Raw genomic sequence first — 20428 nt, 5'->3', positions numbered from 1 at the left:
GCGCCCGTGTCAGCCACCCTGGACCACCACCCTGCGGGTCGCCGCCGCCTGGACGGCCCGCCCCGCCAGGAGCAGCACCACCGCCCAGCCGGCCTGGAACGCGTACGCCTCCATCAGGTCCCACCCCGTCCGTTTCTCCAGGAACACGTCCGCCGGGACCTGGAGCAGCGAAGCCCAGGGCAGCAGCCGCGCCACCTCGCCCAGCGCCCCGGGGAAGACGGTCAGCGGCAGCAGCATCCCGGAGAAGAACGTGCCCGACAGCCAGGCGACCTGCACCGCCCCGGCGCCGTCCATCAGCCAGAACGCGCTCAGCGCGACCAGGAACCAGACGGCGAAGCTCACCACCACGCCCAGCGCCACCGACACCAGGAAGGCGAGCCAGGTCAGGGGGTGCTCGGGCAGGGCGAGGTCGAAGGCGAGCGCGCCGACGGCCATCGGCACCACGCCGCGCCCCAGCAGCTGGAAGCCCGACCGCCCCAGGGAGACGGAGAGCCACCACAGCTGGAGGTCGGCCGGGCGGTAGAGGTCGACGGCGATGTCGCCCGTCTTGATGCGCTCCATCAGCTCGTCCTCGAAGCCGCCGCCCATCAGCCCGCAGGTGGCGAGCAGGGCCTGTCCGACCCACACGAAGGCGAGCGCCTCGGCCATGTCGTAGCCGCCGAGCCCGGGCCGCTCGTCCCACAGGGCCATGTAGGTGTACGCGAGGATGAAGCCGAAGACGGTGTTGGTGAACACCCCCGCGGCGGTCGCCATCCGGTACGTCGCGTAACGCCGGAACCCGCCCGCCGCCACGGCCGCGTACAGCCGCATCTCCGCGCCCCCTCCCCTGCTCCACCCGCGCCGGTGCCGTGCGCATACCGCGCGCGTGCCGGGACCGGCACGCGCCAAAGCTGAGGAGCCTAGTGCGTCCCGATCGGTGCCCGCGAGCGGTTTTCGGCTGCCGTTGCCGGGGTTGGGCGGGTACGCCGTGCACTATGAAGGGACTGCACAAATCACCCATATACGACTAAACAGGCCGGAGATCATGAGCGACGAGCCACCGCAGCCAGGCTGGGAGCCCCGCGACCCGACCGTCACCGGGCCACCCCGCAAAGCCTCCTCCCGACCCGCCAAGCGGAAGAAGCGCACCGGCTGGCGGCGGCTCCTGCCCACCTGGCGGATGGTCCTCGGCGGCTTCCTCCTCGCCGCCCTGCTGCTGGTCGGCGGCTTCTTCGCCGGCTACCACCTCGTCGACATCCCGGCCGCCAACGCCGCCGCCACGGCCCAGTCGAACGTGTTCCTCTACGAGGACGGCACCCCACTCGCCCAGAAGGGTGACGTCAACCGGGAGAACGTACGGCTCTCGCAGGTGCCGGAGACCGTCCAGCACGCCGTACTCGCCGCCGAGGACCGCGACTTCTACTCCCAGCCGGGCGTCGACCCCGACGCCATGCTCCGGGCCGCCTGGAACACGCTCACCGGCAAGGGCACCCAGGGCGGCTCCACCATCACCCAGCAGTTCGTCAAGAACTACTACCTCGGCCAGGAACGCACCCTGGTCCGGAAGGTGAAGGAGTTCTTCATCTCGATCAAACTCGACCGGGAGAAGACCAAGGACGACATCTTCCAGGGGTACCTCAACACCAGCTTCTACGGCCGCAACGCCTACGGCATCCAGGCCGCCGCCCGCGCCTACTACGGGCGGGACGCGCAGGACCTGACGACCGCTCAGGGCGCCTACCTCGCCACCCTGCTCAACGCCCCCAGCGCCTACGACGTCGGCGGGCGCCCCGAGAACCGCGCCAAGGCGATCGGGCGCTGGAACTACGTACTGGACGCCATGGTCAAGGAGAAGTGGCTCAGCCCCTCCGCCCGCGCCGCCACCACCTTCCCCGACCCCGAGGAGGTCACGGCCACGACCGGCCTGTCCGGCCAGCGCGGCTACATCGTCCAGGCCGTCGAGAACTACCTCACCGACCGCCACGTCATCGACAAGAAGACCCTCGCCCAGGGCGGCTACCGCATCACCACCACCCTCGAGCAGGACAAGCAGGAGTCCCTCGCCCAGGCCGTGGACCAACAGGTCACGCAGCGCCTCGACGACGGCAACGAGACGGACCGCTACGTACGGGTCGGCGGCGTGTCCATCGACCCCGCCACCAGCAAGGTCGTCGCCATGTACGGCGGCGTCGACTACACCCGGCAGTTCGTCAACAACGCCACCCGCCGCGACTACCAGGTCGGCTCCACGTTCAAACCGTTCGTGTTCGCCGCCGCCGTCCACCACTCCTCGCTCACCCAGGGCGGCAAGCGCATCACCCCCAACACCCGGTACGACGGCACCAACAAACGCCAGGTGCAAGGCTGGACCGGCAGCCCCTACTCCCCGGGCAACGAGGACGACGTGGACTACGGCAGCATCACCGTACGCACCGCCACCGACAAGTCGGTCAACGCCGTCTACGCACAGCTGGCCGTGGACGTCGGCCCGGCGAAGGTCGAACAGACCGCCATCGACCTCGGCCTGCCCGCCGACACGCCCGACCTCAACCCCTCCCCCTCCATCGCCCTCGGCCCCGCCACCGCCAGCGTGCTGGACATGGCCCAGGCGTACGCGACCCTCGCCAACCACGGCAAGCACCGCCCCTACGCCCTGGTCGCCAAGATCGAGAAGGACGGCAGGGAACTGCCCCTGCCCGCCACCAAGAGCGAGCAGGTCATCGACCGGGAGGCCGCCGACACGACGACGGCCGTGCTGCGCGGCGTCGTCGAGGGCGGCACCGGCACCGCCGCGCAGGCGGCGGGGCGCCCGGCCGCCGGCAAGACCGGGACCGCCGAGGACGACAAGGCGGCCTGGTTCGCCGGCTACACCCCCGACCTGGCGACCGTCATCACGGTGATGGGCCAGGACCCGAAGACGGGCGCGCAGAAACCCCTCTACGGAGCGCTGGGACTGGAGCGCATGAACGGAGGCGGCGCACCCGCGGAGATCTGGGGCCAGTACACGAGGGCGGCGCTGGAGGGCAGCACGGTGCGGGACTTCGACCTCGTGCTCGCGAAGGGCGTGGAGAAGGAACTGGAGGAACCGGACCCCTCGGCCTCCGGCTCGGGCGACCCCGAGGATCCGGACGGCGGCGACGCGGACGGCGGCGACCCGGACAGCACGCGGGAAGGCCGGGGACGGGACGGCGGCGACGAGTACGACGGCTACCGCGGCCCGGGCGGCGCCCCGGGAACGTCCGGTGCGCAAGGCCCGCCCGGTACGCCGGCGACCGGCGGCGGCGCGGCGCCGAACCCCGGCCCGCCCCCGGTCGCGGACGGCTTCGTGGACGTCGGCCCCGGGGGCCAGGCGGGCCCCGCCGAGCCGGCCGGACCCGCCGACCCGGTGATGCCCCTCGGCCCTCCCGGCGGGCCGCCGGTCCGCTAGGGCGTGTTTCGAAAGTCCCGTCTGGCCGGGAACGCCTGGCACGCACCCTCGCGGCGTTGTCGGCCGTCGGCGCAGCCCGCTGCGCTCTCCGACCTCCGCCTTGCGATCGCACGCACCAGACGCCCCCGGCCCCGCCCTCCGGGCGGACGACGCTACTTTCGAAACACGCCCTAGGCCGCACCCGGGCAGAGCGCCCGCCACACGACACCGGCCCGGACCACCCGCGCTGACACGCGGGCGGTCCGGGCCGGTCGTACGAGCGGGATCAGTGACCCGAGGTGGCCTTCAGGCCGACCACGGCCACCAGCAGCAGGCAGACGAAGAAGATCCGCGCCGCGGTCGCCGGTTCGCCGAGCGCCACCATGCCGACCACCGCCGCACCGGCCGCGCCGATGCCGACCCACACGCCGTACGCGGTACCGATGGGGAGGGTCTTCGCGGCCTGGGCCAGCAGGGCCATGCTGGCGACGATCCCGGCGCCCGTGAGCAGGCTGGGCCACAGCCGCGTGAAGCCGTCCGTGAACTTCATCCCGATCGACCAGCCCACTTCCAGCAGACCGGCGACGATCAACAGAACCCAGGCCATGACGGCACCTCCGAGACGCTTCGACGTACGAACCAGGGGTGCGTCGTCTTTGCGTAACCCGGTACGGCGCGTCTCGTCGGGGTCCCACCCACGCTAGCAAAACGGCGGCACGAAGGCCTGGTGACCTCCGCCACCAGGCCTTTCCGTGCCTACCGACCGCCTGCCCACCTTCGGCGTGCGCGTACGTACCGCGCGTACCGCCTACAGGTACAGACCGGTCGAGTCCTCGGAGCCGCCGAAACGGTCCGCCGCGACCGCGTGCAGGTCGCGCTCCCGCATCAGGACGTACGCCACGCCCCGCACCTCGACCTCGGCGCGGTCCTCGGGGTCGTACAGCACCCGGTCACCGGTCTCCACGGTCCGCACGTTCTGCCCGACCGCGACGACCTCGGCCCAGGCGAGCCGGCGGCCGACCGCGGCGGTCGCGGGGATCAGGATGCCGCCGCCCGAGCGCCGCTCGCCCTCCTGGGCGTCGGTCCGGACCAGCACGCGGTCGTGCAGCATACGGATGGGCAGCTTGTCGTGGGTGTTCTCGCTCACCCCATGAAACTACCTGGCCCCGCGCGCCACGTACGCCAAGGGGCCGGGTCAGTCCCGGCGCCTGCGGGCGCTCATCGCCAGCAGCCCGACCACACCGACGGCGAGCAGCGCCACCGGCACCACCCGCTCCAGCCTCGGCGCGCCGTCCTCCGAGACGAACCGTCCCTTCACGTCCGTCACGACGCGGTTCACGGTGACGAAGGCGCGCCCGGCGGTCTGGTCGACCGTGGACGCCATCCTGGCCTTCGCGTCCCCGATGATCGTCTTCGGGTGCATGCGCACGCCGATCTCGTCGAGAGTGACGGCGAGCTGCTCGCGTCGGCGGACGATGTCCGCCTCGATCTGCGCAGGGGTCCTGGCTTCCGACACCGCGCTGCCTCCGTAGGTCCGTCCAAATCCGTGATGGACAGTCTGTCAGCTCGGGCGCCCGGTGACTGTCCCAGACCCCCATTAGGCTCTGAACACGTACGACGATCCCCCCATGGACAGCCCCCGAGGAGCCAGGAAGCCATGAGCGAGCGACTGCAGCCCGGCGACACCGCCCCCGCCTTCACCCTGCCCGACGCGGACGGCAAGGACGTGTCGCTCGCGGACTACCGGGGCCGGAAGGTCATCGTCTACTTCTACCCGGCCGCGCTGACGCCCGGCTGCACCAAGCAGGCGTGCGACTTCACCGACAACCTCGACGTGCTGGCGTCCGCCGGTTACGACGTGGTCGGCGTGTCGCCGGACAAGCCGGAGAAGCTGGCGAGGTTCCGCGAGAAGGAGAGCCTGAAGGTCACGCTGGTCGGTGACCCCGCCAAGGAGGTCCTGACGGCGTACGGCGCCTTCGGCGAGAAGAAGCTGTACGGCAAGACGGTGACGGGCGTGATCCGCTCGACGGTCGTGGTGGACGAGGAGGGCAAGGTCGAGCGGGCGCTGTACAACGTGAAGGCGACCGGCCACGTCGCCAAGATCATCAAGGATCTCGGCATCTGAGACCGCCCGGTGCGGGCCGACGGGCCCGCCGGCACGACCCGATGGACCCGCCGGCACGACCCGCCGGACCCCTCGCCGTGTGACCGAAGTCCCTTTCACCGGGGACTTCGGTTTGCGAAAGCGATGCCTGAGCAGATGTTCCCCTTGGATTTACACCGAAGTCCAGGAAAGGAACCCTGCCCATGGCGGCCAAGGCCGATCCCGCGGCGGTCAGGCGCCACCGCATCCTGTTCCGCACGATCCAGCAGCGGAGGAACCCCAAGCTCCGGCGGTGCGACATCACCGTCACCGACCAGGCGGCGGTGAAGCGGGCCGTGAAGGCGGCCTCGCTCGGCAACGCCATGGAGTGGTTCGACTTCGGCATCTACAGCTATCTGGCCGTCACCATCGGCCATGTCTTCTTCCCCGCCGGGAACGACACCGCGCAGCTGCTGTCGTCCTTCGCGACCTTCGCCGTCGCCTTCCTGATCCGGCCGGTGGGCGGCATGGTCTTCGGCCCGATGGGCGACCGGATCGGCCGCAAGAAGGTCCTCGCACTGACGATGATCATGATGGCGGTGGGGACGTTCGCGATCGGGCTGATCCCCTCGTACGCGTCGATCGGCTTCTGGGCCCCGGTACTGCTGATCTTCTTCCGGCTGGTGCAGGGCTTCTCGACGGGCGGCGAGTACGGCGGCGCGTCGACCTTCATCGCCGAGTACGCCCCGGACAAGCGGCGCGGGTTCTTCGGCAGCTTCCTGGAGTTCGGCACGCTCGCCGGATACGTGGGCGCCGCCGGCCTGGTCACGGTGCTCACCGCGGTGCTGGGCGACGCCTCGATGGAGGCCTGGGGCTGGCGCATCCCGTTCCTGGTGGCCGGCCCGCTGGGCCTGGTGGGGCTCTACCTGCGGATGCGGCTGGACGAGACGCCCGCCTTCCAGAAGCTGGAGGCGGAGAGCGCCTCCGCGTCCGAGGCGGCCGACCCGGTGGAGACGTCCGCCAAGGGCGACCTCGCCACGATCTTCCGCCAGTACTGGCCGACGCTGATCCTGTGCATCGCGCTGGTCGGCGCGTACAACGTCACGGACTACATGCTGCTGTCGTACATGCCGACGTACCTGTCGGACGAGCTCGGCTACAGCGCGACGCACGGCCTGCTGATCCTGCTGGGCGTCATGGCGTTCCTGATGCTGATCATCAATCAGGTGGGCCGCCTCAGCGACCGCTTCGGCCGCAAGCCGCTGCTGATGGCGGGCATGCTGGGGTTCCTGTTCCTGTCGGCGCCGGCGTTCTGGCTGATCGGACTGGGCGGCGTCCTCGCCATCACGGCGGGCATGCTGATGCTCGGCCTGTCGCTGGTGTGCCTGCTGGGCACCATGTCGGCGGCGCTACCGGCGCTCTTCCCGACGCAGGTGCGCTACGGCTCGCTGTCGGTGGGCTACAACCTCTCCGCCTCCCTCTTCGGCGGCACCACCCCACTGGTCATCACGGCCCTCATCAGCCTCACCGGCAGCACCCTCATGCCCGCGTACTACGCGATGGCCGCGGCCCTGGTGGGCGTCATCGCGGTCGCCTGCATGAAGGAGACGGCCCGTCAGCCCCTGGAGGGCTCGCCCCCGTCGGTCTGCACCAAGGAGGAGGCCGCCGAACTGGTCCAGGCCCAGGCGCCCGAGCCCCGGTTCTGACCTGAGAAGCCAGCGAACCGATTGTCGGACGTGACCGTCCGACAATCGGTTCGTTACTCCGTACGAGGCCACGAACACGCGGCCGAGGATGGGGTGGACACAGGATGCCGGTCAGCCCGTACACCCGCGAGCGCCTCGCCGAGGCGGCAGGTTCTTCACGGACTCTCTCCGAAGCGCTGAGGAAGCTCGGGGTGGACCCGAAAAGCTCGTCGCGGTCCTATATCCAGAGGCGGATGAAGAAGTTCGGCATAGACACGTCACATTTCGAGCGGGAAGGGATCCGCTGGACCAGGGAGATCCTCGCACCCGCCGTGGCCGCCTCGACCAACATGAACCAGGTGCTCCGCCACTTGGGGCTTGATGTGGTCGGCGGCTGGCACACACACATCACCCGCCGAGTCCGCGAATTGGGCATCGACACATCGCACTTCGCCCCACCGGCGCGCACCGAGAACACGCGGGGCCATCGACGTCGCCGGTCCGCCGAGGAAATCCTCGTGGAGGACCTCTCCCCTCACGCCTCACGCACACCGAACGAACGACTGAAGAGGGCCATGCTCGAGTCCGGGTGCATCGAACGCTGTGCGCTTTGTGGGATCACACCCACGTGGCAAGGACATCCCTTGCGCCTCGAGGTCGATCACATGGACGGTGACTGGCGTAACAACCGCATGGAGAACGTGCGGTTTCTCTGCCCCAACTGTCACTCCACCACCGACACGTATCGAGGTCGAGGCAAAGCCCGGCGAGCCACCGCCCCTCCTTCCCAGCCGTCACGGTGCGATGCCGGTGACATCCGATGAGCGATGCACAGCGGTACACCCGCGAGCGGCTTGCCGAGGCCGCCAAGCGTTGTGATGACATCGGCGAGGTCATCTTGTTCCTTGGCACCCGTCCGTACGGTCACCTGCGCCGCTACCTGCTCAGGCGTTTTGCCCACTTCGGCATCGATGTATCGCACTTTCGGTGGGACGGGAATCGCCGGAGTGATCCACGACCCGACCGCGGGGAGCTCAGCGAAGCCGTGACCGCAGCCGTCTCTCTCGCCGAGATCCTGCGTCGACTCGGCCGGCCGGACAACGGACACCAACGGGCGCTGCTGAAACAGTGGATGACCGAGGATGCCATTCCCACGGAGCACCTTCTGGGGCAGCGGCATCAGCAAGGCAAACCACCGGCAACGCCGCCCAAAAGGGCGGCGGATGTGCTGACGAAGCACAACCGCGAACGGCGCACGAAGACCACTCTCCTGCGACGAGCCCTGTCCGAGACAGGTGTTCCCGAGCGGTGCGGTCGGTGCGGCACGGGCCCCATCTGGCGCGGACAGCCCATGACACTGGAGGTCGACCACATCAACGGTGACTGGAGCGATGATCGCGCCGAAAACCTCCGACTGCTGTGTCCCAACTGCCATGCGATTAGGAGCACGTGGTGCCGAGGCGGCGCGCGCCGGAAATGATCCAGTACCCGTTCGCCGCAGCCGACTGCTCCCGGTACCATGGCTGGCGACTGGCGGCGGTGGTGCAATGGCGACACAGCAGACTTAGGATCTGTGGCCCCTGACCGGGCTTGAGGGTTCGAATCCCTTCCGCCGCACGGCACATGGCCCGCGAATCGAAGGATCGGTTCGCGGGCTGTTGCGTTGGTTTCTGGCGTCAGCCCACCAGCTCCCGCACCACCGGCACCAACGCCCTGAAGGCGTGGCCGCGGTGGCTGATGGCGTTCTTCTCCGCCGCCGTCAGTTCCGCGCAGGTGCGGGTGTCGCCGTCGGGCTGGAGGATCGGGTCGTAGCCGAAGCCGCCCGTGCCCGAGGGGGCGGTGCGCAGGGTGCCGCGGAGGTGGCCCTCCACCACGCGTTCCGTCCCGTCCGGCAGGGCGAGGGCGGCGGCGCAGGCGAAGTGGGCGCCGCGGTGGGCGGGGGCGATGTCGGAGAGCTGGGCGAGCAGGAGCCGCAGGTTCGCCTCGTCGTCTCCGTGCCGGCCCGCCCAGCGTGCCGAGAAGATGCCGGGCGCGCCGCCGAGGACGTCGACGCAGAGGCCGGAGTCGTCGGCGACGGCGGGCAGGCCGGTGGCTCGCGCGAGGGTGTGGGCCTTGAGGAGGGCGTTCTCGGCGAAGGTGACGCCGGTTTCCTTGACGTCGGGGATCTCTGGGTAGGCGTCCGCGCCGACGAGCTCGTGGTGGAGCCCTGCGTCGGCGAGGATCGCGTGCAGTTCGGTGATCTTCCCGGCGTTGCGGGTGGCGAGGATCAGGCACGTCATGTTCCCAGTATCTACGGGGTGCAGACCTTGCCGATCTCGGTGGCGGCGTCGGTGACGGGCTTGGTGTCGGGGGTGGTGTCGCCGTTCTGGACGGCGGTGCGGACGGAGGCGACGCCCTTGCCGAGGTCGTCGACGGCCTTGGACAGGTCGGCGTTGTCGGTCTTGTCCTTGAGGCTGGCGAGTTCCTTGTCGATCTCGTCGAGGGACTCGGTGAGCTGCGTGGGGTCGTTCGCGGCGCTGGAGGCGGCCTGGCTGAGCTTGTCGACGCTGGTGGCGATGGCGTCGGCGGCCTGGACGCAGTCCATGGCCTTGTCGAGGGCGCCGCAGCCGACCGCTCCGGTGAGGGCGAGCACGGCGGTGGCGGCGGCGAGGGCGGCGGTACGACGTCGGCGCATGGAACGGGTCCTCCCGGAGGGCTGCGGACGGGCGTACGGTTCGGCCCGTACGCCCGTATCGGTAGTGACGCCCTCCGGGCGCCCGTGGTTGCTACGGCGTGACGCCGAGGGCGTCGCGCTGGAGTGCGGCGAGGTCGGCGCATCCGCCGGTGGCGAGGTCGAGGAGGGCGTTGAGTTCCTTGCGGTCGAAGGGCTCGGCCTCGGCGGTGCCCTGGACCTCGACGAAGCGGCCGTCGCCGGTGCAGACGACGTTCATGTCGGTCTCGGCGCGTACGTCCTCCTCGTAGCGGAGGTCGAGCAGCGGGGTGCCGTCGACGATGCCGACGGACACGGCGGCGACGGTGCCGGTGAGGGGTTTGCGGCCGGCCTTGATGAGCTTCTTGCCCTGGGCCCAGGCGACGGCGTCGGCGAGGGCGACGTAGGCGCCGGTGATGGCGGCGGTGCGGGTGCCGCCGTCGGCCTGGAGGACGTCGCAGTCGAGGACGATGGTGTTCTCGCCGAGGGCCTTGTAGTCGATGACGGCGCGCAGGGAGCGGCCGATGAGGCGGCTGATCTCGTGGGTCCGGCCGCCGATCTTGCCGCGGACGGACTCGCGGTCGCCGCGGGTGTTGGTGGAGCGGGGCAGCATCGAGTACTCGGCGGTGACCCAGCCTTCGCCGCTGCCCTTGCGCCAGCGGGGGACGCCTTCGGTGACGGAGGCGGTGCAGAAGACCTTGGTGTCGCCGAAGGAGATGAGGACGGAGCCCTCGGCGTGCTTGCTCCATCCGCGTTCGATGGTGACCGGGCGGAGCTGTTCGGGGGTGCGGCCGTCGATTCGAGACATGGCAGGAGCCTAGTCGCCGATGCGTGAGGGGCCCGTTCCGGTACCGGAACGGGCCCCTCACGGGTGAGCGGTGAGCGGTCGGCTCACATCATGTCCTCGATCTCGGCGGCGATCGGGTCGGCGTCGGTGCCGATGACGACCTGGATCGCGGTGCCCATCTTGACGACGCCGTGGGCGCCGGCGGCCTTGAGCGCGGCCTCGTCGACCAGGCCGGGGTCGTTGACCTCGGTGCGCAGGCGGGTGATGCAGCCCTCGACCTCTTCGATGTTGTCGATGCCGCCGAGCCCGGCGACGATCTTCTCAGCCTTGCTGGCCATGTCTTTCTCCCTGCGTCCAAGAGCCGTTTCGGAGCACTGAGCGCTGCTCGGCCCACCTAGGTCTTTCGTCACGGTAACGCACGGTTGGCCCATCTTCGCGGGCGCATTACCCGGTTGTACCGAAGGATGACGATCACCAACGTCCACGATATCGCAACTGGTCTACACCAGTCTTCCAGGAGGACGCCGATGAGCTCCGACAGCCCGGCCGCGTCCACGCCCGTACCGCGGCGGAAGCGGTGGACCGGCGCGTTCCAGGGGCTGCAAAAGATGGGCCGCAGCCTCCAGCTGCCGATCGCGGTCCTGCCCGCGGCGGGAATCCTGAACCGGCTCGGCCAGCCGGACGTCTTCGGTGCGGACGGCGCGGGCTGGGACGATGTCGCGAAGGTGATGGCGGGGGCGGGCGGCGCGCTGCTGGACGCGGAGCTGGGCCTGCCTCTCCTCTTCTGCGTGGGCGTCGCGATCGGCATGGCCAAGAAGGCGGACGGCTCCACGGCGCTGGCCGCCGTGGTCGGGTTCCTGGTGTACCGGGGCGTGCTGCGCGCCTTTCCCGACGGCTGCCCGGCCGACACCAAGGACGTCGACGGCGGCTGCCTCGGCCCGGACGACACCTTCGCGGAGTACTCGTTCCAGAACCCGGGCGTCTTCGGCGGCATCGTCATGGGCCTGCTGACGGCCTACTTCTGGCAGCGGTTCCACCGCACGAAGCTGGTCGACTGGCTGGGCTTCTTCAACGGCCGGCGGCTCGTCCCCATCATCATGTCGTTCGTGGCGATCGCGTTCGCCGCGCTGTGCCTGTGGGTGTGGCCGCCGATCGGCGACGCGCTGGAGAGCTTCAGCGACTGGCTGGTGGGGCTGGGCGCCTGGGGTTCGGGCATCTTCGGCGTGGCCAATCGCGCGCTGCTGGTGATCGGCCTCCACCAGTTCCTCAACGTGCCGATCTGGTTCCAGTTCGGCTCGTACACCAAGCCGGACGGCACGGTGGTGCACGGCGACATCACCATGTTCCTGCAGGGTGACCCTGAGGCGGGGCAGTTCACCACCGGCTTCTTCCCGATCATGATGTTCGCGCTGCCCGCGGCCGCGCTCGCCATCACGCACTGCGCCAGGCCGCACCGCCGCAAGGAGGTGGGCGGCCTGATGCTGTCGGTGGCCCTCACCTCCTTCGTCACCGGGATCACGGAGCCGATCGAGTACTCGTTCCTCTTCATCGCGCCCGCGCTGTACGTGGTCCACGCCCTGCTGACCGGGGTGTCGATGGCCGTGACCTGGGCGCTCGGCGTCAAGGACGGCTTCAGCTTCTCCGCGGGTCTGATCGACTACGTGATCAACTGGGGCCTGGCGACGAAGCCGTGGCTGATCATTCCCATCGGGCTCGGCTTCGCGGTGGTCTATTACGTGGTCTTCCGCTTCGCGATCACCAAATTCAACCTCCTCACACCGGGCCGCGAACCCGACGAAGAGGAGACGGACAGCACCAAGCCGTAGCCGCCCGATCACGCCGGAGGGGCCCCGATCGCGGGGCCCCTCCGGCGTTATCAAATCGCAAGTTCCTTATCTAACCCTCACCGTGCTAAAACAGGTCTACACCACTCAGTGGTGTAGACCACGCGGTGTCGCGCCGCGTTTACGGAGACGCCGCCGTCCCCCATTAGATCAATGTCCCCGGGCGGCGCCTTGCCCACCTGGAGGAACGTGATGTCCACCGCCCCCGCCCCCGCGGCGGAGAAGAAGAAGGGCGCCGGCGTGATGGCCGTCATGCAGCGCATCGGCCGCAGCCTCATGCTGCCGGTCGCGGTGCTGCCGGCCGCCGCGCTGCTGGTCCGCTTCGGCCAGCCCGACATGTTGGGCCGGGAGTCGTTCCCGACGTTCATCACCAAGATCGCGGGCTATATGGCCGCGGGCGGTGGCGCCCTACTGGACAACATGGCGCTGCTCTTCGCCGTCGGTATCGCGATCGGCTTCGCGAAGAAGTCCGACGGTTCCACCGCGCTGTCCGCGGTCGTCGGCTACCTCGTCTTCAAGAGCGTGCTGGGCACCTTCACCGACAGCAGCCTCCCCAAGAAGGAGGCGATCGTCGACGGCAAGATCGTCATGGTCGAGCAGGCGGTCGACGCCAAGGTGCTCGGCGGCGTGGTCATAGGCCTCATCGTGGCGCTGCTCTACCAGCGCTTCTACCGCACCAAGCTGCCCGACTGGCTGGGCTTCTTCGGCGGCCGCCGCCTGGTCCCGATCCTGTCCGCCTTCGCCGGCCTGATCGCGGGCATCCTCTTCGGCCTGATCTGGCCCTGGCTCGGTGCGGGCCTGCACCACTTCGGTGAGTGGCTCGTCGGCTCCGGCGCCGTGGGCGCGGGCATCTTCGGTGTCGCCAACCGCGCGCTGATCCCGGTCGGCATGCACCACCTGCTGAACTCCTTCCCCTGGCTCCAGGCCGGCGAGTACAACGGCAAGAGCGGTGACATCGCCCGGTTCCTCGCCGGCGACCCGACCGCCGGACAGTTCATGACCGGCTTCTTCCCGATCATGATGTTCGCCCTCCCCGCGGCCTGCCTCGCGATCGTCCACTGCGCCCGCCCCGAGCGCCGCAAGGTCGTCGGCGGCATGATGTTCTCCCTCGCGCTGACGTCCTTCGTCACCGGTGTCACCGAGCCGATCGAGTTCACGTTCATGTTCATCGCGCCGGTGCTGTACGCGGTCCACGCGGTGCTGACCGGTGTCTCCATGGCACTGACCTGGGCGCTCGGCATGAAGGACGGCTTCGGCTTCTCGGCCGGCGCCATCGACTTCCTGCTGAACCTGGGCATCGCGTCCAACCCGTGGGGCCTGGCCCTGGTGGGCCTGTGCTTCGCGGCGGTCTACTACGTGGTCTTCCGCTTCGCGATCACCAAGTTCAACCTCCCCACGCCGGGCCGCGAGTCCGACGAGGAGCTGGCCGAGCTGCAGAAGGCCGAAGCCAAGTAGGCACGCCCACGACAAAGGCCCCCGGTCACCCGGGGGCCTTTCTCACACCTCGTACACGGCGCCCGCGTACGCCAGCTCCGACGGGCCGTCGTACACCGCCCGCGCGTCCGCCAGGTTCCGCTCCCCGTCCGTCCACGGCGGGACGTGCGTCAGCACCAGCCGACCCGCACCCGCCCGCGCCGCGTGCGCGCCGGCCTCACGGCCGTTCAGGTGCAGCCCGGGGATGTCCTCCTTGCCGTACGTGAACGACGCCTCGCACAGGAACAGATCGGCCCCCGCGGCGAGCGCGTCCAACTCCTCGCAGACACCCGTGTCACCCGAGTACACCAGGGACTTCCCCGCGTGCTCCACCCTGATCGCGTACGCCTCGACCGGGTGGCACACCTTCTCGGTACGCACCCGGAACGGCCCGAGGTCGAACGACCCGGACGACAGCGTCCGGAAGTCGAACACCTCGCTCATCGCCTTCTCCGACGGCGTGTCCGCGTACGCCGTCGTCAGGCGCTGCTCGGCGCCGTCCGGCGCGTACACGGGGATGGCCGGGCAGCGGCCGCCCTCGTGACGGTAGTAGCGCGCGACGAAGTACCCGCACATGTCGATGCAGTGATCGGCGTGCAGGTGACTGAGGAAGATCGCGTCGAGGTCGTACAGACCGATGTGGCGCTGCAGCTCGCCCAGGGCGCCGTTGCCCATGTCGAGGAGCAGCCGGAAGCCGTCGGCCTCTACGAGGTAGCTCGAACAGGCCGATTCCGCGGACGGGAACGACCCCGAGCAGCCGACGACGGTGAGCTTCATGGAGCGTGAACCTCCGTGGAAGGGAGCCGGGCAGGCGCTGACAGGGGAGGTCGTGCGGTTTACCGAGCGTAAGGCGCCACGCGCCGCGTCGCTCCTTCGCAGTGGCCCCTTGTGGTCGAACTCACCCGCGCTGTCACCGGTTCGGGCGGGTAGCGTCCGGTCCATGGACACGTCCTGGTGGCCGGCGCTCGTCGCCGTGGTGGTGCTCGCGCTCGTCGCGACGGTGTCCGACGCGACCGGCCGCCGGCGCCCCGGGGGGCGTACGCGGCCACCCGCCCGGCCGGGCGGCCCGCGTGCGCCGCGGCCGCGGCCGGGCGAGATCTGGTGGGCGGACGTCCCCTACGAGGACGGCCCCGGCTCCAAGGACCGCCCCTGCCTCGTCCTGGCGGTACGGGGCGACACGGCGCTCGTCGCGAAGATCACCAGCCGCTACCGGGACGACCGGCCGGGCGTGATCGCCCTGCGCCCCGACGCGGTCGGCGACGCGCGCGGGCGCCCGAGCTTCCTGGAGACGGACGAACTGCGGGACGTCCCGCTCCGCGGCTTCCGCCGCCGGGCGAGCCGGGTGGACCCCCTGGTCTGGGACCGGGTACGGCACCTGGCCGCGTAGCCGGCGACGTACCCGGGGCGGGGCCGTGCCCCCCACCCCACCGCCCGCACCCGGCGACGTACCCGGGGCGGGGCCGTGCAGGGTCGCCCCCGCAGGGGCTGGCGGCGCTACCGGGGCCCCCTACCCAGTAACCCAAGGCCGCCGGCCCCGAGGAGGCGAGCCCGGAGGGGCCACGCCCCCCACCCACCGGGGGTCACCGCACCCAAGGCACCGCCCCAGGGCGAACCGGGACAGGGCACCGCCCCAGTCCCGTTGTGCCCACCCGTCCCGCCCTGCGGAACGACTGCCCACAACGGGGGGTGGACGCGCGGCGTCAGGCCCAGAGCTGGCCCTGGAGGGTTTCGATGGCGGCTTCGGTCGTCGGGGCCGTGTAGACGCCGGTCGAGAGGTACTTCCAGCCGCCGTCGGCGACGACGAACACGATGTCCGCGCTCTCGCCCGCCTTGACCGCCTTCTTCCCCACCCCGATCGCCGCGTGCAGCGCCGCGCCCGTCGAGACGCCCGCGAAGATGCCCTCCTGCTGGAGCAGTTCCCGGGTGCGGGTGACCGCGTCGGCCGAGCCGACCGAGAAGCGGGTGGTGAGCACGGAGGCGTCGTACAGCTCGGGGACGAAGCCCTCGTCGAGGTTGCGCAGCCCGTACACCAGGTCGTCGTACCGCGGTTCGGCGGCGACGATCCGGACGTCCGGCTTGTGCTCGCGCAGGTACCGGCCGACGCCCATGAGCGTGCCGGTGGTGCCGAGCCCCGCCACGAAGTGCGTGACGGACGGCAGGTCGGCGAGGATCTCCGGGCCGGTCGTGGCGTAGTGGGCGCCCGCGTTGTCGGGGTTGCCGTACTGGTAGAGCATCACCCAGTCGGGGTGCTCGGCGGCGAGCTCCTTGGCGACGCGTACGGCCGTGTTGGAGCCGCCGGCGGCCGGGGAGGGGATGATCTCGGCGCCCCACATGGTGAGGAGCTCGCGCCGCTCCTGGGAGGTGTTCTCGGGCATCACGCACACGATGCGGTAGCCCTTGAGGCGGGCCGCCATGGCGAGCGAGATGCCGGTGTTGCCGCTGGTCGGCTCCAGGATGGTGCAGCCGGGCGTGAGCCGGCCGTCCTTCTCCGCCTGCTCGATCATGTGCAGGGCGGGCCGGTCCTTGACCGAGCCGGTGGGGTTGCGGTCCTCCAGTTTGGCCCAGATGCGGACGTCCGCCGAGGGGGACAGGCGCGGCAGCCGGACCAGCGGGGTGTTGCCGACGGCGGCGAGGGGCGAGTCGTAGCGCATCAGCGCATTCCGCCGGCGACGGCCGGGAGGATCGTGACGTTGTCGCCGTCGGACAGCTTGGTGTTGATGCCCTCGAGGAAGCGGACGTCCTCGTCGTTGAGGTAGACGTTCACGAAGCGGCGCAGCTCGCCGCCGTCGACGATCCGCTCCTGGATGCCGGGGTGCCGGGTCTCGAGGTCGGCGAAGAGGTCGGCGAGGGTGTTCCCGCTGCCCTCGACGGCCTTGGCGCCGCCGGTGTGGGTGCGGAGGATGGTCGGGATGCGGACCTCGATGGCCATGGCGTGGGCTCCTGTCGGAAGAACGTGGGCGGGCGCGGCGGCGCGTTGCGGCCGCGCGCACAGGTGGTGGTGCCGGGGTGGTGCCAGGTCGTACGGGACGTGCCGGTGGTGGCGCTCAAGCGGCGGCGGGGCGCGGACACATCGCGCTGGCGAGGCGGCACAGGTCGACGTGCAGCCGCGCCACGAGCAGCACGGTGCCCGGCGTCTGTTCGCTCACGTCGAGGGGAACCATGCGGTCATCGTATCGATTCCCGGTCCGCCATTCGGAGTGTGATCCCGCATGCTGGACCCATTCCGACCATCATGCGGGACGCTTCCCGGAACGGGGGCTCAGTAGGCCTCGACGACCTGCACCTCTTCCTCGGTGATCTCGCCGTCGACGATGCGGTACGACCGGAACTGGAACGGTCCGGCGTCGTCGGCGTCGGCGGTGGAGACCAGGACGTAGTGCGCGCCGGGCTCGTTGGCGTACGAGACGTCGGTGCGGGAGGGGTACGCCTCGGTGGCGGTGTGCGAGTGGTAGATGACGACGGGTTCCTCGTCGCGGTCGTCCATCTCGCGGTACAGCTTCAGCAGGTCGCCCGAGTCGAACTCGTAGAACGTGGGCGAGCGGGCGGCGTTGAGCATCGGGATGAAGCGCTCGGGGCGTCCGGAGCCGGCCGGGCCCGCGACCACGCCGCAGGCCTCGTCCGGGTGGTCCTCGCGCGCGTGCGCGACGATCTGGTCGTACAGAGCCCGTGTGATGGTCAGCATGGGCTCAGGATAAGCAGAGGGGCCCGCCCGTACCGAGGGATGGTACGGGCGGGCCCACATGCTGGACGAGCGACGGACGGCTACCGCTTGAAGGAGGCGTTCTCCGGGTTCCGGGACTTCAGGACCAGGTAGGAGACACCGAGCAGCAGGGCCCACAGCGGGGCGCAGTACAGGGAGACCCGCGCGCCCTCGTCGATGCCCATCATCACGATGACCATGCCGATGAACAGCAGCGCGAACCAGCTGGTGAAGGGCGCTCCGGGGGCCTTGAACTCCGACTCGGGGGCCTCACCGCGGGCGACGGCGCGCCGGTAGCGGATCTGGGAGACCAGGATCATGATCCAGGCCCACATGCCGGAGATGGTGGCGAAGGAGACGACGTACTCGAAGGCCTTGCCGGGGGCGACGTAGTTGATCCAGACGCCGACGAGCATCAGCGCGGCCGAGAAGGTGAGGCCGACGAGGGGGGTGCCGGACTTGGTCAACTTGGTGAAGACCTTGGGGCCCTGGCCGTTGAGCGCGAGGTCGCGCAGCATGCGGCCGGTGGAGTACATGCCCGAGTTGCAGGAGGACAGGGCGGCGGTGAGGACCACGAAGTTGACGATGGCGGCGCCGATGCCGAGGCCCATCTGCTCGAAGGCGGCGACGAACGGTGAGACGCCGGGCTGGAAGTGCGTCCACGGCACGACCGACAGGATCATGATCAGCGCGCCGACGTAGAAGACGGCGATGCGCCACGGGACGGTGTTGATGGCCTTCGGCAGGGTGACCTTGGGGTCCTTGGACTCGCCGGCGGTGACGCCGACCAGTTCGACCGCGAGGAAGGCGAACATCACGATCTGGAGGGTCATCAGCGTGCCGCCGATGCCCTTGGGGAAGAAGCCGCCCTCGGACCAGAGCATGGTCATGGACGCGGTCTCGCCGGCGTCGGAGAAGCCGATGGTGAGGATGCCGGCGCAGATCAGGATCATGCCGAGGATGGCGGTGACCTTGATCATCGAGAACCAGAACTCCAGCTCGCCGAAGAGCTTCACGGAGATGAGGTTGGCGCCGTACAGGATGACGGTGAAGATCAGGGCGGACACCCACTGCGGGATGTCCCACCAGTACGTCATGTACGTGGCGGCCGCGGTGACCTCGGTGATGCCGGTGACGACCCAGAAGAGCCAGTACGTCCAGCCGGTGACGAAGCCGGCGAAGGGACCGATGAACTCACGGGCGTACTCGGCGAAGGAGCCCGAGACGGGCCGGTACATGAGCAGCTCGCCCAGCGCCCGCATGATGAAGAAGATGACCAGGCCGGCGATGGCGTACGCCAGGATGAGGCTCGGGCCGGCCTTGGCGATGGCCTTGCCCGCGCCGAGGAAGAGCCCGGTGCCGATGGCTCCGCCGATCGCGATCATCTGGATCTGCCGGGCGCCGAGGCCCCGCTGATAGCCCTCACCCTCGGCGGATGCGGCCCCCGCGGCCCCACTGCCGTCGTGCTGCTGGTCGACCTGCACTGAGGTCATGGTTGGTGCGCCTTTCTCCACGCTGATCCGCGTCGCTCGCGCCGCACGGCGCTGAGGCGCGGATCAGGTCCTGATCCCCCCGGATATGGATGGAGTGCCACCGGCGGTCTGCCGGTCGTGGCGCACCCGGGAACAGGGGTGGCGTCCCCGGGCGATCGTGAAGATTTATCACGCTCGTCAGAGTGATCGACGAGCGCGCCTGTGGCGCACCACACAGGGAAAACCGGACAAGCCGCCTATAGGCCCACGAGCCGGGGCGGGCGGGTCATCCGATCGGTAATCCGATCGTTATGCGGATTTGAGTGTCCGCTGAGCGAACGAAGGTCACATGAGGGTTTCGACGAGCGTCTCCTGGAGGGCGCCCAGCCACAGGTAGGCCATGACCATCGGCTTGCGCGGGTCGGCGTCGGGCAGCCGGTACAGCGCCTCGTTCTCGTCGTCGTCCCTGACCTCCAGCCGGGTGCCGATGGTCAGCCGCAGGTCGTTGAGCGCGCCGAGCCAGTGGCGGGCCTCGTCGGCCGTCAGCTTCAGCACCGCGCCGCCCTCGCCCGCCGCGTCCAGCCCGTCCAGGCTGCGGACGACGGCGAGCGCGTCCTCGCGCTTGCGGGCGCGCAGGTCGTTCTCGGTGTAGCGGCGGAACTCGGCGGACGCGGCGCGCAGCTGCTCGTCGCCGTCGTCGTACGCGTTGGGGAAGAGGCGGGCCAGCGCCGGGTCGGCGGGCGGCTCGCTGGGGCCCTCGCGGAACAGCGCGGCCAGCGGGTCCTCGCCCTTGGGCGGGACGTCGCCGGGGCCGATCAGCTCCAGGAGCTGGACGGCCAGCGAGCGGAGGATGGAGATCTCGACCTCGTCGAGCGGGACGGCCGCGCCGCCGCCGGGCAGCGCCTCGAAGTGCCCGCTCATCCGTTGCGGTCCTGGGAGAGGGTCGCCCACAGCCCGTATCCGTGCATCGCCTGCACGTCCCGCTCCATCTCCTCGCGGGTGCCGGCCGAGACGACGGCCCGGCCCTTGTGGTGCACGTCGAGCATCAGCTTGTGCGCCTTGTCCTTGGAGTAGCCGAAGTACGCCTGGAAGACGTAGGTGACATAGCTCATGAGGTTGACCGGATCGTTGTGGACGATCGTCACCCAGGGCACGTCGGGTTCGGTGACGGCGAAACCCTCTTCGGCCACTTCGGTGCGTTCGATCTCTGCGGGAGCAACACTCACTTAGCCAATGCTGCCACTGAGGGTGGGGGGTCGCACAAACGGGGCCCGGACCGGCCCCGGTCACGACCCCTCCGGCAGCGGGCA

General features: G+C 70.0%; 24 protein-coding genes, 1 tRNA gene and 1 riboswitch. Of the genes, 9 read left to right on the top strand and 16 right to left on the bottom strand.

Annotated elements, in window-relative coordinates:
- Positions 1–9 precede the first annotated feature (9 nt).
- A complete protein-coding gene (locus tag EIZ62_RS20785; RefSeq protein ID WP_156694145.1) occupies positions 10–810 on the bottom strand; it encodes an ABC transporter permease in 801 nt (266 codons plus the stop codon).
- 214 nt (positions 811–1024) lie between these two features.
- On the opposite strand from EIZ62_RS20785, the gene EIZ62_RS20780 reads away from it, so the two are divergent.
- Positions 1025–3406 (top strand): transglycosylase domain-containing protein, encoded by a 2382-nt coding sequence (locus EIZ62_RS20780; protein ID WP_156694144.1) that lies wholly within the window; start codon positions 1025–1027, stop codon positions 3404–3406.
- 265 nt (positions 3407–3671) lie between these two features.
- Here EIZ62_RS20780 and EIZ62_RS20775 read toward each other — a convergent pair whose 3' ends face one another.
- The 3 genes from EIZ62_RS20775 to EIZ62_RS20765 all read right to left on the bottom strand — a co-directional run bounded on the left by EIZ62_RS20775 (position 3672) and on the right by EIZ62_RS20765 (position 4901).
- The gene (locus EIZ62_RS20775; RefSeq protein WP_156694143.1) at positions 3672–3992 is read right to left on the bottom strand and encodes a DMT family transporter; all 321 of its coding nucleotides are present in this window, start codon (positions 3990–3992) and stop codon (positions 3672–3674) included.
- Between the two features lie 37 nt (positions 3993–4029).
- Positions 4030–4098: riboswitch (guanidine-III (ykkC-III) riboswitch) on the bottom strand.
- Positions 4099–4193: 95 nt separating this feature from the next.
- Positions 4194–4532 (bottom strand): GroES family chaperonin, encoded by a 339-nt coding sequence (locus tag EIZ62_RS20770; protein ID WP_156694142.1) that lies wholly within the window; start codon positions 4530–4532, stop codon positions 4194–4196.
- A gap of 48 nt (positions 4533–4580) precedes the next feature.
- Positions 4581–4901, bottom strand: coding sequence for a DUF3618 domain-containing protein (locus EIZ62_RS20765; RefSeq protein WP_156694141.1), 321 nt, complete (start codon positions 4899–4901; stop codon positions 4581–4583).
- A 141-nt stretch (positions 4902–5042) separates the two neighbouring features.
- On the opposite strand from EIZ62_RS20765, the gene bcp reads away from it, so the two are divergent.
- The 5 genes from bcp (at position 5043) to EIZ62_RS20740 (ending at position 8770) form a co-directional block, all read left to right on the top strand.
- A complete protein-coding gene (gene bcp / locus EIZ62_RS20760) occupies positions 5043–5510 on the top strand; it encodes a thioredoxin-dependent thiol peroxidase (RefSeq protein WP_156694140.1) in 468 nt (155 codons plus the stop codon).
- 182 nt (positions 5511–5692) lie between these two features.
- Positions 5693–7174 carry a glycine betaine/L-proline transporter ProP gene (gene proP / locus EIZ62_RS20755; protein ID WP_156694139.1) on the top strand — a complete coding sequence of 494 codons (1482 nt, stop codon included), beginning with the start codon at positions 5693–5695 and terminating at the stop codon, positions 7172–7174.
- A 104-nt stretch (positions 7175–7278) separates the two neighbouring features.
- A complete protein-coding gene (locus tag EIZ62_RS20750) occupies positions 7279–7977 on the top strand; it encodes an HNH endonuclease signature motif containing protein (protein ID WP_156694138.1) in 699 nt (232 codons plus the stop codon).
- Positions 7974–8633, top strand: a complete 660-nt coding sequence (locus EIZ62_RS20745; protein WP_156694137.1) for an HNH endonuclease signature motif containing protein — start codon at positions 7974–7976, stop codon at positions 8631–8633. Before EIZ62_RS20750 ends, EIZ62_RS20745 begins: the two co-directional genes overlap by 4 nt.
- A gap of 53 nt (positions 8634–8686) precedes the next feature.
- Positions 8687–8770 (top strand) — tRNA-Leu (locus EIZ62_RS20740).
- Positions 8771–8829: 59 nt separating this feature from the next.
- Here EIZ62_RS20740 and rdgB read toward each other — a convergent pair.
- From rdgB to EIZ62_RS20720, 4 genes are all read right to left on the bottom strand, one after another.
- Positions 8830–9432 carry an RdgB/HAM1 family non-canonical purine NTP pyrophosphatase gene (gene rdgB, locus EIZ62_RS20735; RefSeq protein WP_156694136.1) on the bottom strand — a complete coding sequence of 201 codons (603 nt, stop codon included), beginning with the start codon at positions 9430–9432 and terminating at the stop codon, positions 8830–8832.
- Positions 9433–9443: 11 nt separating this feature from the next.
- Positions 9444–9827: a hypothetical protein gene (locus EIZ62_RS20730; RefSeq protein ID WP_156694135.1), complete on the bottom strand. Its 384-nt coding sequence runs from the start codon at positions 9825–9827 to the stop codon at positions 9444–9446.
- A gap of 91 nt (positions 9828–9918) precedes the next feature.
- On the bottom strand, positions 9919–10650 hold the full coding sequence (gene rph, locus EIZ62_RS20725) for a ribonuclease PH (protein ID WP_156694134.1): 732 nt from the start codon (positions 10648–10650) through the stop codon (positions 9919–9921).
- An 83-nt stretch (positions 10651–10733) separates the two neighbouring features.
- Positions 10734–10967 (bottom strand): PTS sugar transporter subunit IIB, encoded by a 234-nt coding sequence (locus tag EIZ62_RS20720; protein ID WP_107417711.1) that lies wholly within the window; start codon positions 10965–10967, stop codon positions 10734–10736.
- Between the two features lie 189 nt (positions 10968–11156).
- Between EIZ62_RS20720 and EIZ62_RS20715 the strand changes: the two genes are divergently transcribed.
- Positions 11157–12455 carry a PTS transporter subunit EIIC gene (locus EIZ62_RS20715; RefSeq protein WP_156694133.1) on the top strand — a complete coding sequence of 433 codons (1299 nt, stop codon included), beginning with the start codon at positions 11157–11159 and terminating at the stop codon, positions 12453–12455.
- 210 nt (positions 12456–12665) lie between these two features.
- A complete protein-coding gene (locus EIZ62_RS20710) occupies positions 12666–13928 on the top strand; it encodes a PTS transporter subunit EIIC (RefSeq protein ID WP_156694132.1) in 1263 nt (420 codons plus the stop codon).
- A 42-nt stretch (positions 13929–13970) separates the two neighbouring features.
- On the opposite strand, the gene EIZ62_RS20705 is transcribed toward EIZ62_RS20710, so the two are convergent.
- Entirely contained in the window at positions 13971–14723 is a 753-nt protein-coding gene (locus EIZ62_RS20705; RefSeq protein ID WP_156694131.1) for an MBL fold metallo-hydrolase, read from the bottom strand.
- Positions 14724–14886: 163 nt separating this feature from the next.
- Here EIZ62_RS20705 and EIZ62_RS20700 point away from each other — a divergent pair, with 163 nt between their 5' ends.
- Positions 14887–15333, top strand: coding sequence for a type II toxin-antitoxin system PemK/MazF family toxin (locus EIZ62_RS20700; RefSeq protein WP_156694130.1), 447 nt, complete (start codon positions 14887–14889; stop codon positions 15331–15333).
- Positions 15334–15646: 313 nt separating this feature from the next.
- Here the strand turns inward: EIZ62_RS20700 and EIZ62_RS20695 are convergent, their stop codons facing one another.
- The 7 genes from EIZ62_RS20695 to clpS form a co-directional block, all read right to left on the bottom strand.
- A complete protein-coding gene (locus tag EIZ62_RS20695; protein ID WP_156694129.1) occupies positions 15647–16597 on the bottom strand; it encodes a PLP-dependent cysteine synthase family protein in 951 nt (316 codons plus the stop codon).
- Positions 16597–16875 (bottom strand): MoaD/ThiS family protein, encoded by a 279-nt coding sequence (locus tag EIZ62_RS20690; protein ID WP_156694128.1) that lies wholly within the window; start codon positions 16873–16875, stop codon positions 16597–16599. Before EIZ62_RS20690 ends, EIZ62_RS20695 begins: the two co-directional genes overlap by 1 nt.
- Positions 16876–16990: 115 nt before the next feature.
- Positions 16991–17107 (bottom strand): putative leader peptide, encoded by a 117-nt coding sequence (locus EIZ62_RS32855; protein ID WP_341873963.1) that lies wholly within the window; start codon positions 17105–17107, stop codon positions 16991–16993.
- Between the two features lie 98 nt (positions 17108–17205).
- Positions 17206–17628: a M67 family metallopeptidase gene (locus EIZ62_RS20685; RefSeq protein ID WP_156694127.1), complete on the bottom strand. Its 423-nt coding sequence runs from the start codon at positions 17626–17628 to the stop codon at positions 17206–17208.
- A gap of 80 nt (positions 17629–17708) precedes the next feature.
- The gene (locus EIZ62_RS20680; RefSeq protein ID WP_156694126.1) at positions 17709–19139 is read right to left on the bottom strand and encodes an amino acid permease; all 1431 of its coding nucleotides are present in this window, start codon (positions 19137–19139) and stop codon (positions 17709–17711) included.
- A 324-nt stretch (positions 19140–19463) separates the two neighbouring features.
- A complete protein-coding gene (locus EIZ62_RS20675) occupies positions 19464–20039 on the bottom strand; it encodes a DUF2017 domain-containing protein (RefSeq protein ID WP_156694125.1) in 576 nt (191 codons plus the stop codon).
- Complete coding sequence (clpS, locus tag EIZ62_RS20670) at positions 20036–20344, bottom strand: ATP-dependent Clp protease adapter ClpS (RefSeq protein ID WP_156694124.1); 309 nt, start codon at positions 20342–20344, stop codon at positions 20036–20038. Before clpS ends, EIZ62_RS20675 begins: the two co-directional genes overlap by 4 nt.
- Positions 20345–20428: the final 84 nt, after the last annotated feature.

The organism is Streptomyces ficellus, from assembly GCF_009739905.1.
Lineage (GTDB): Bacteria > Actinomycetota > Actinomycetes > Streptomycetales > Streptomycetaceae > Streptomyces > Streptomyces ficellus_A.
The sequence above is the reverse complement of the archived record's forward strand: the minus strand, read 5'-3'. Positions and strand labels throughout refer to the sequence as shown.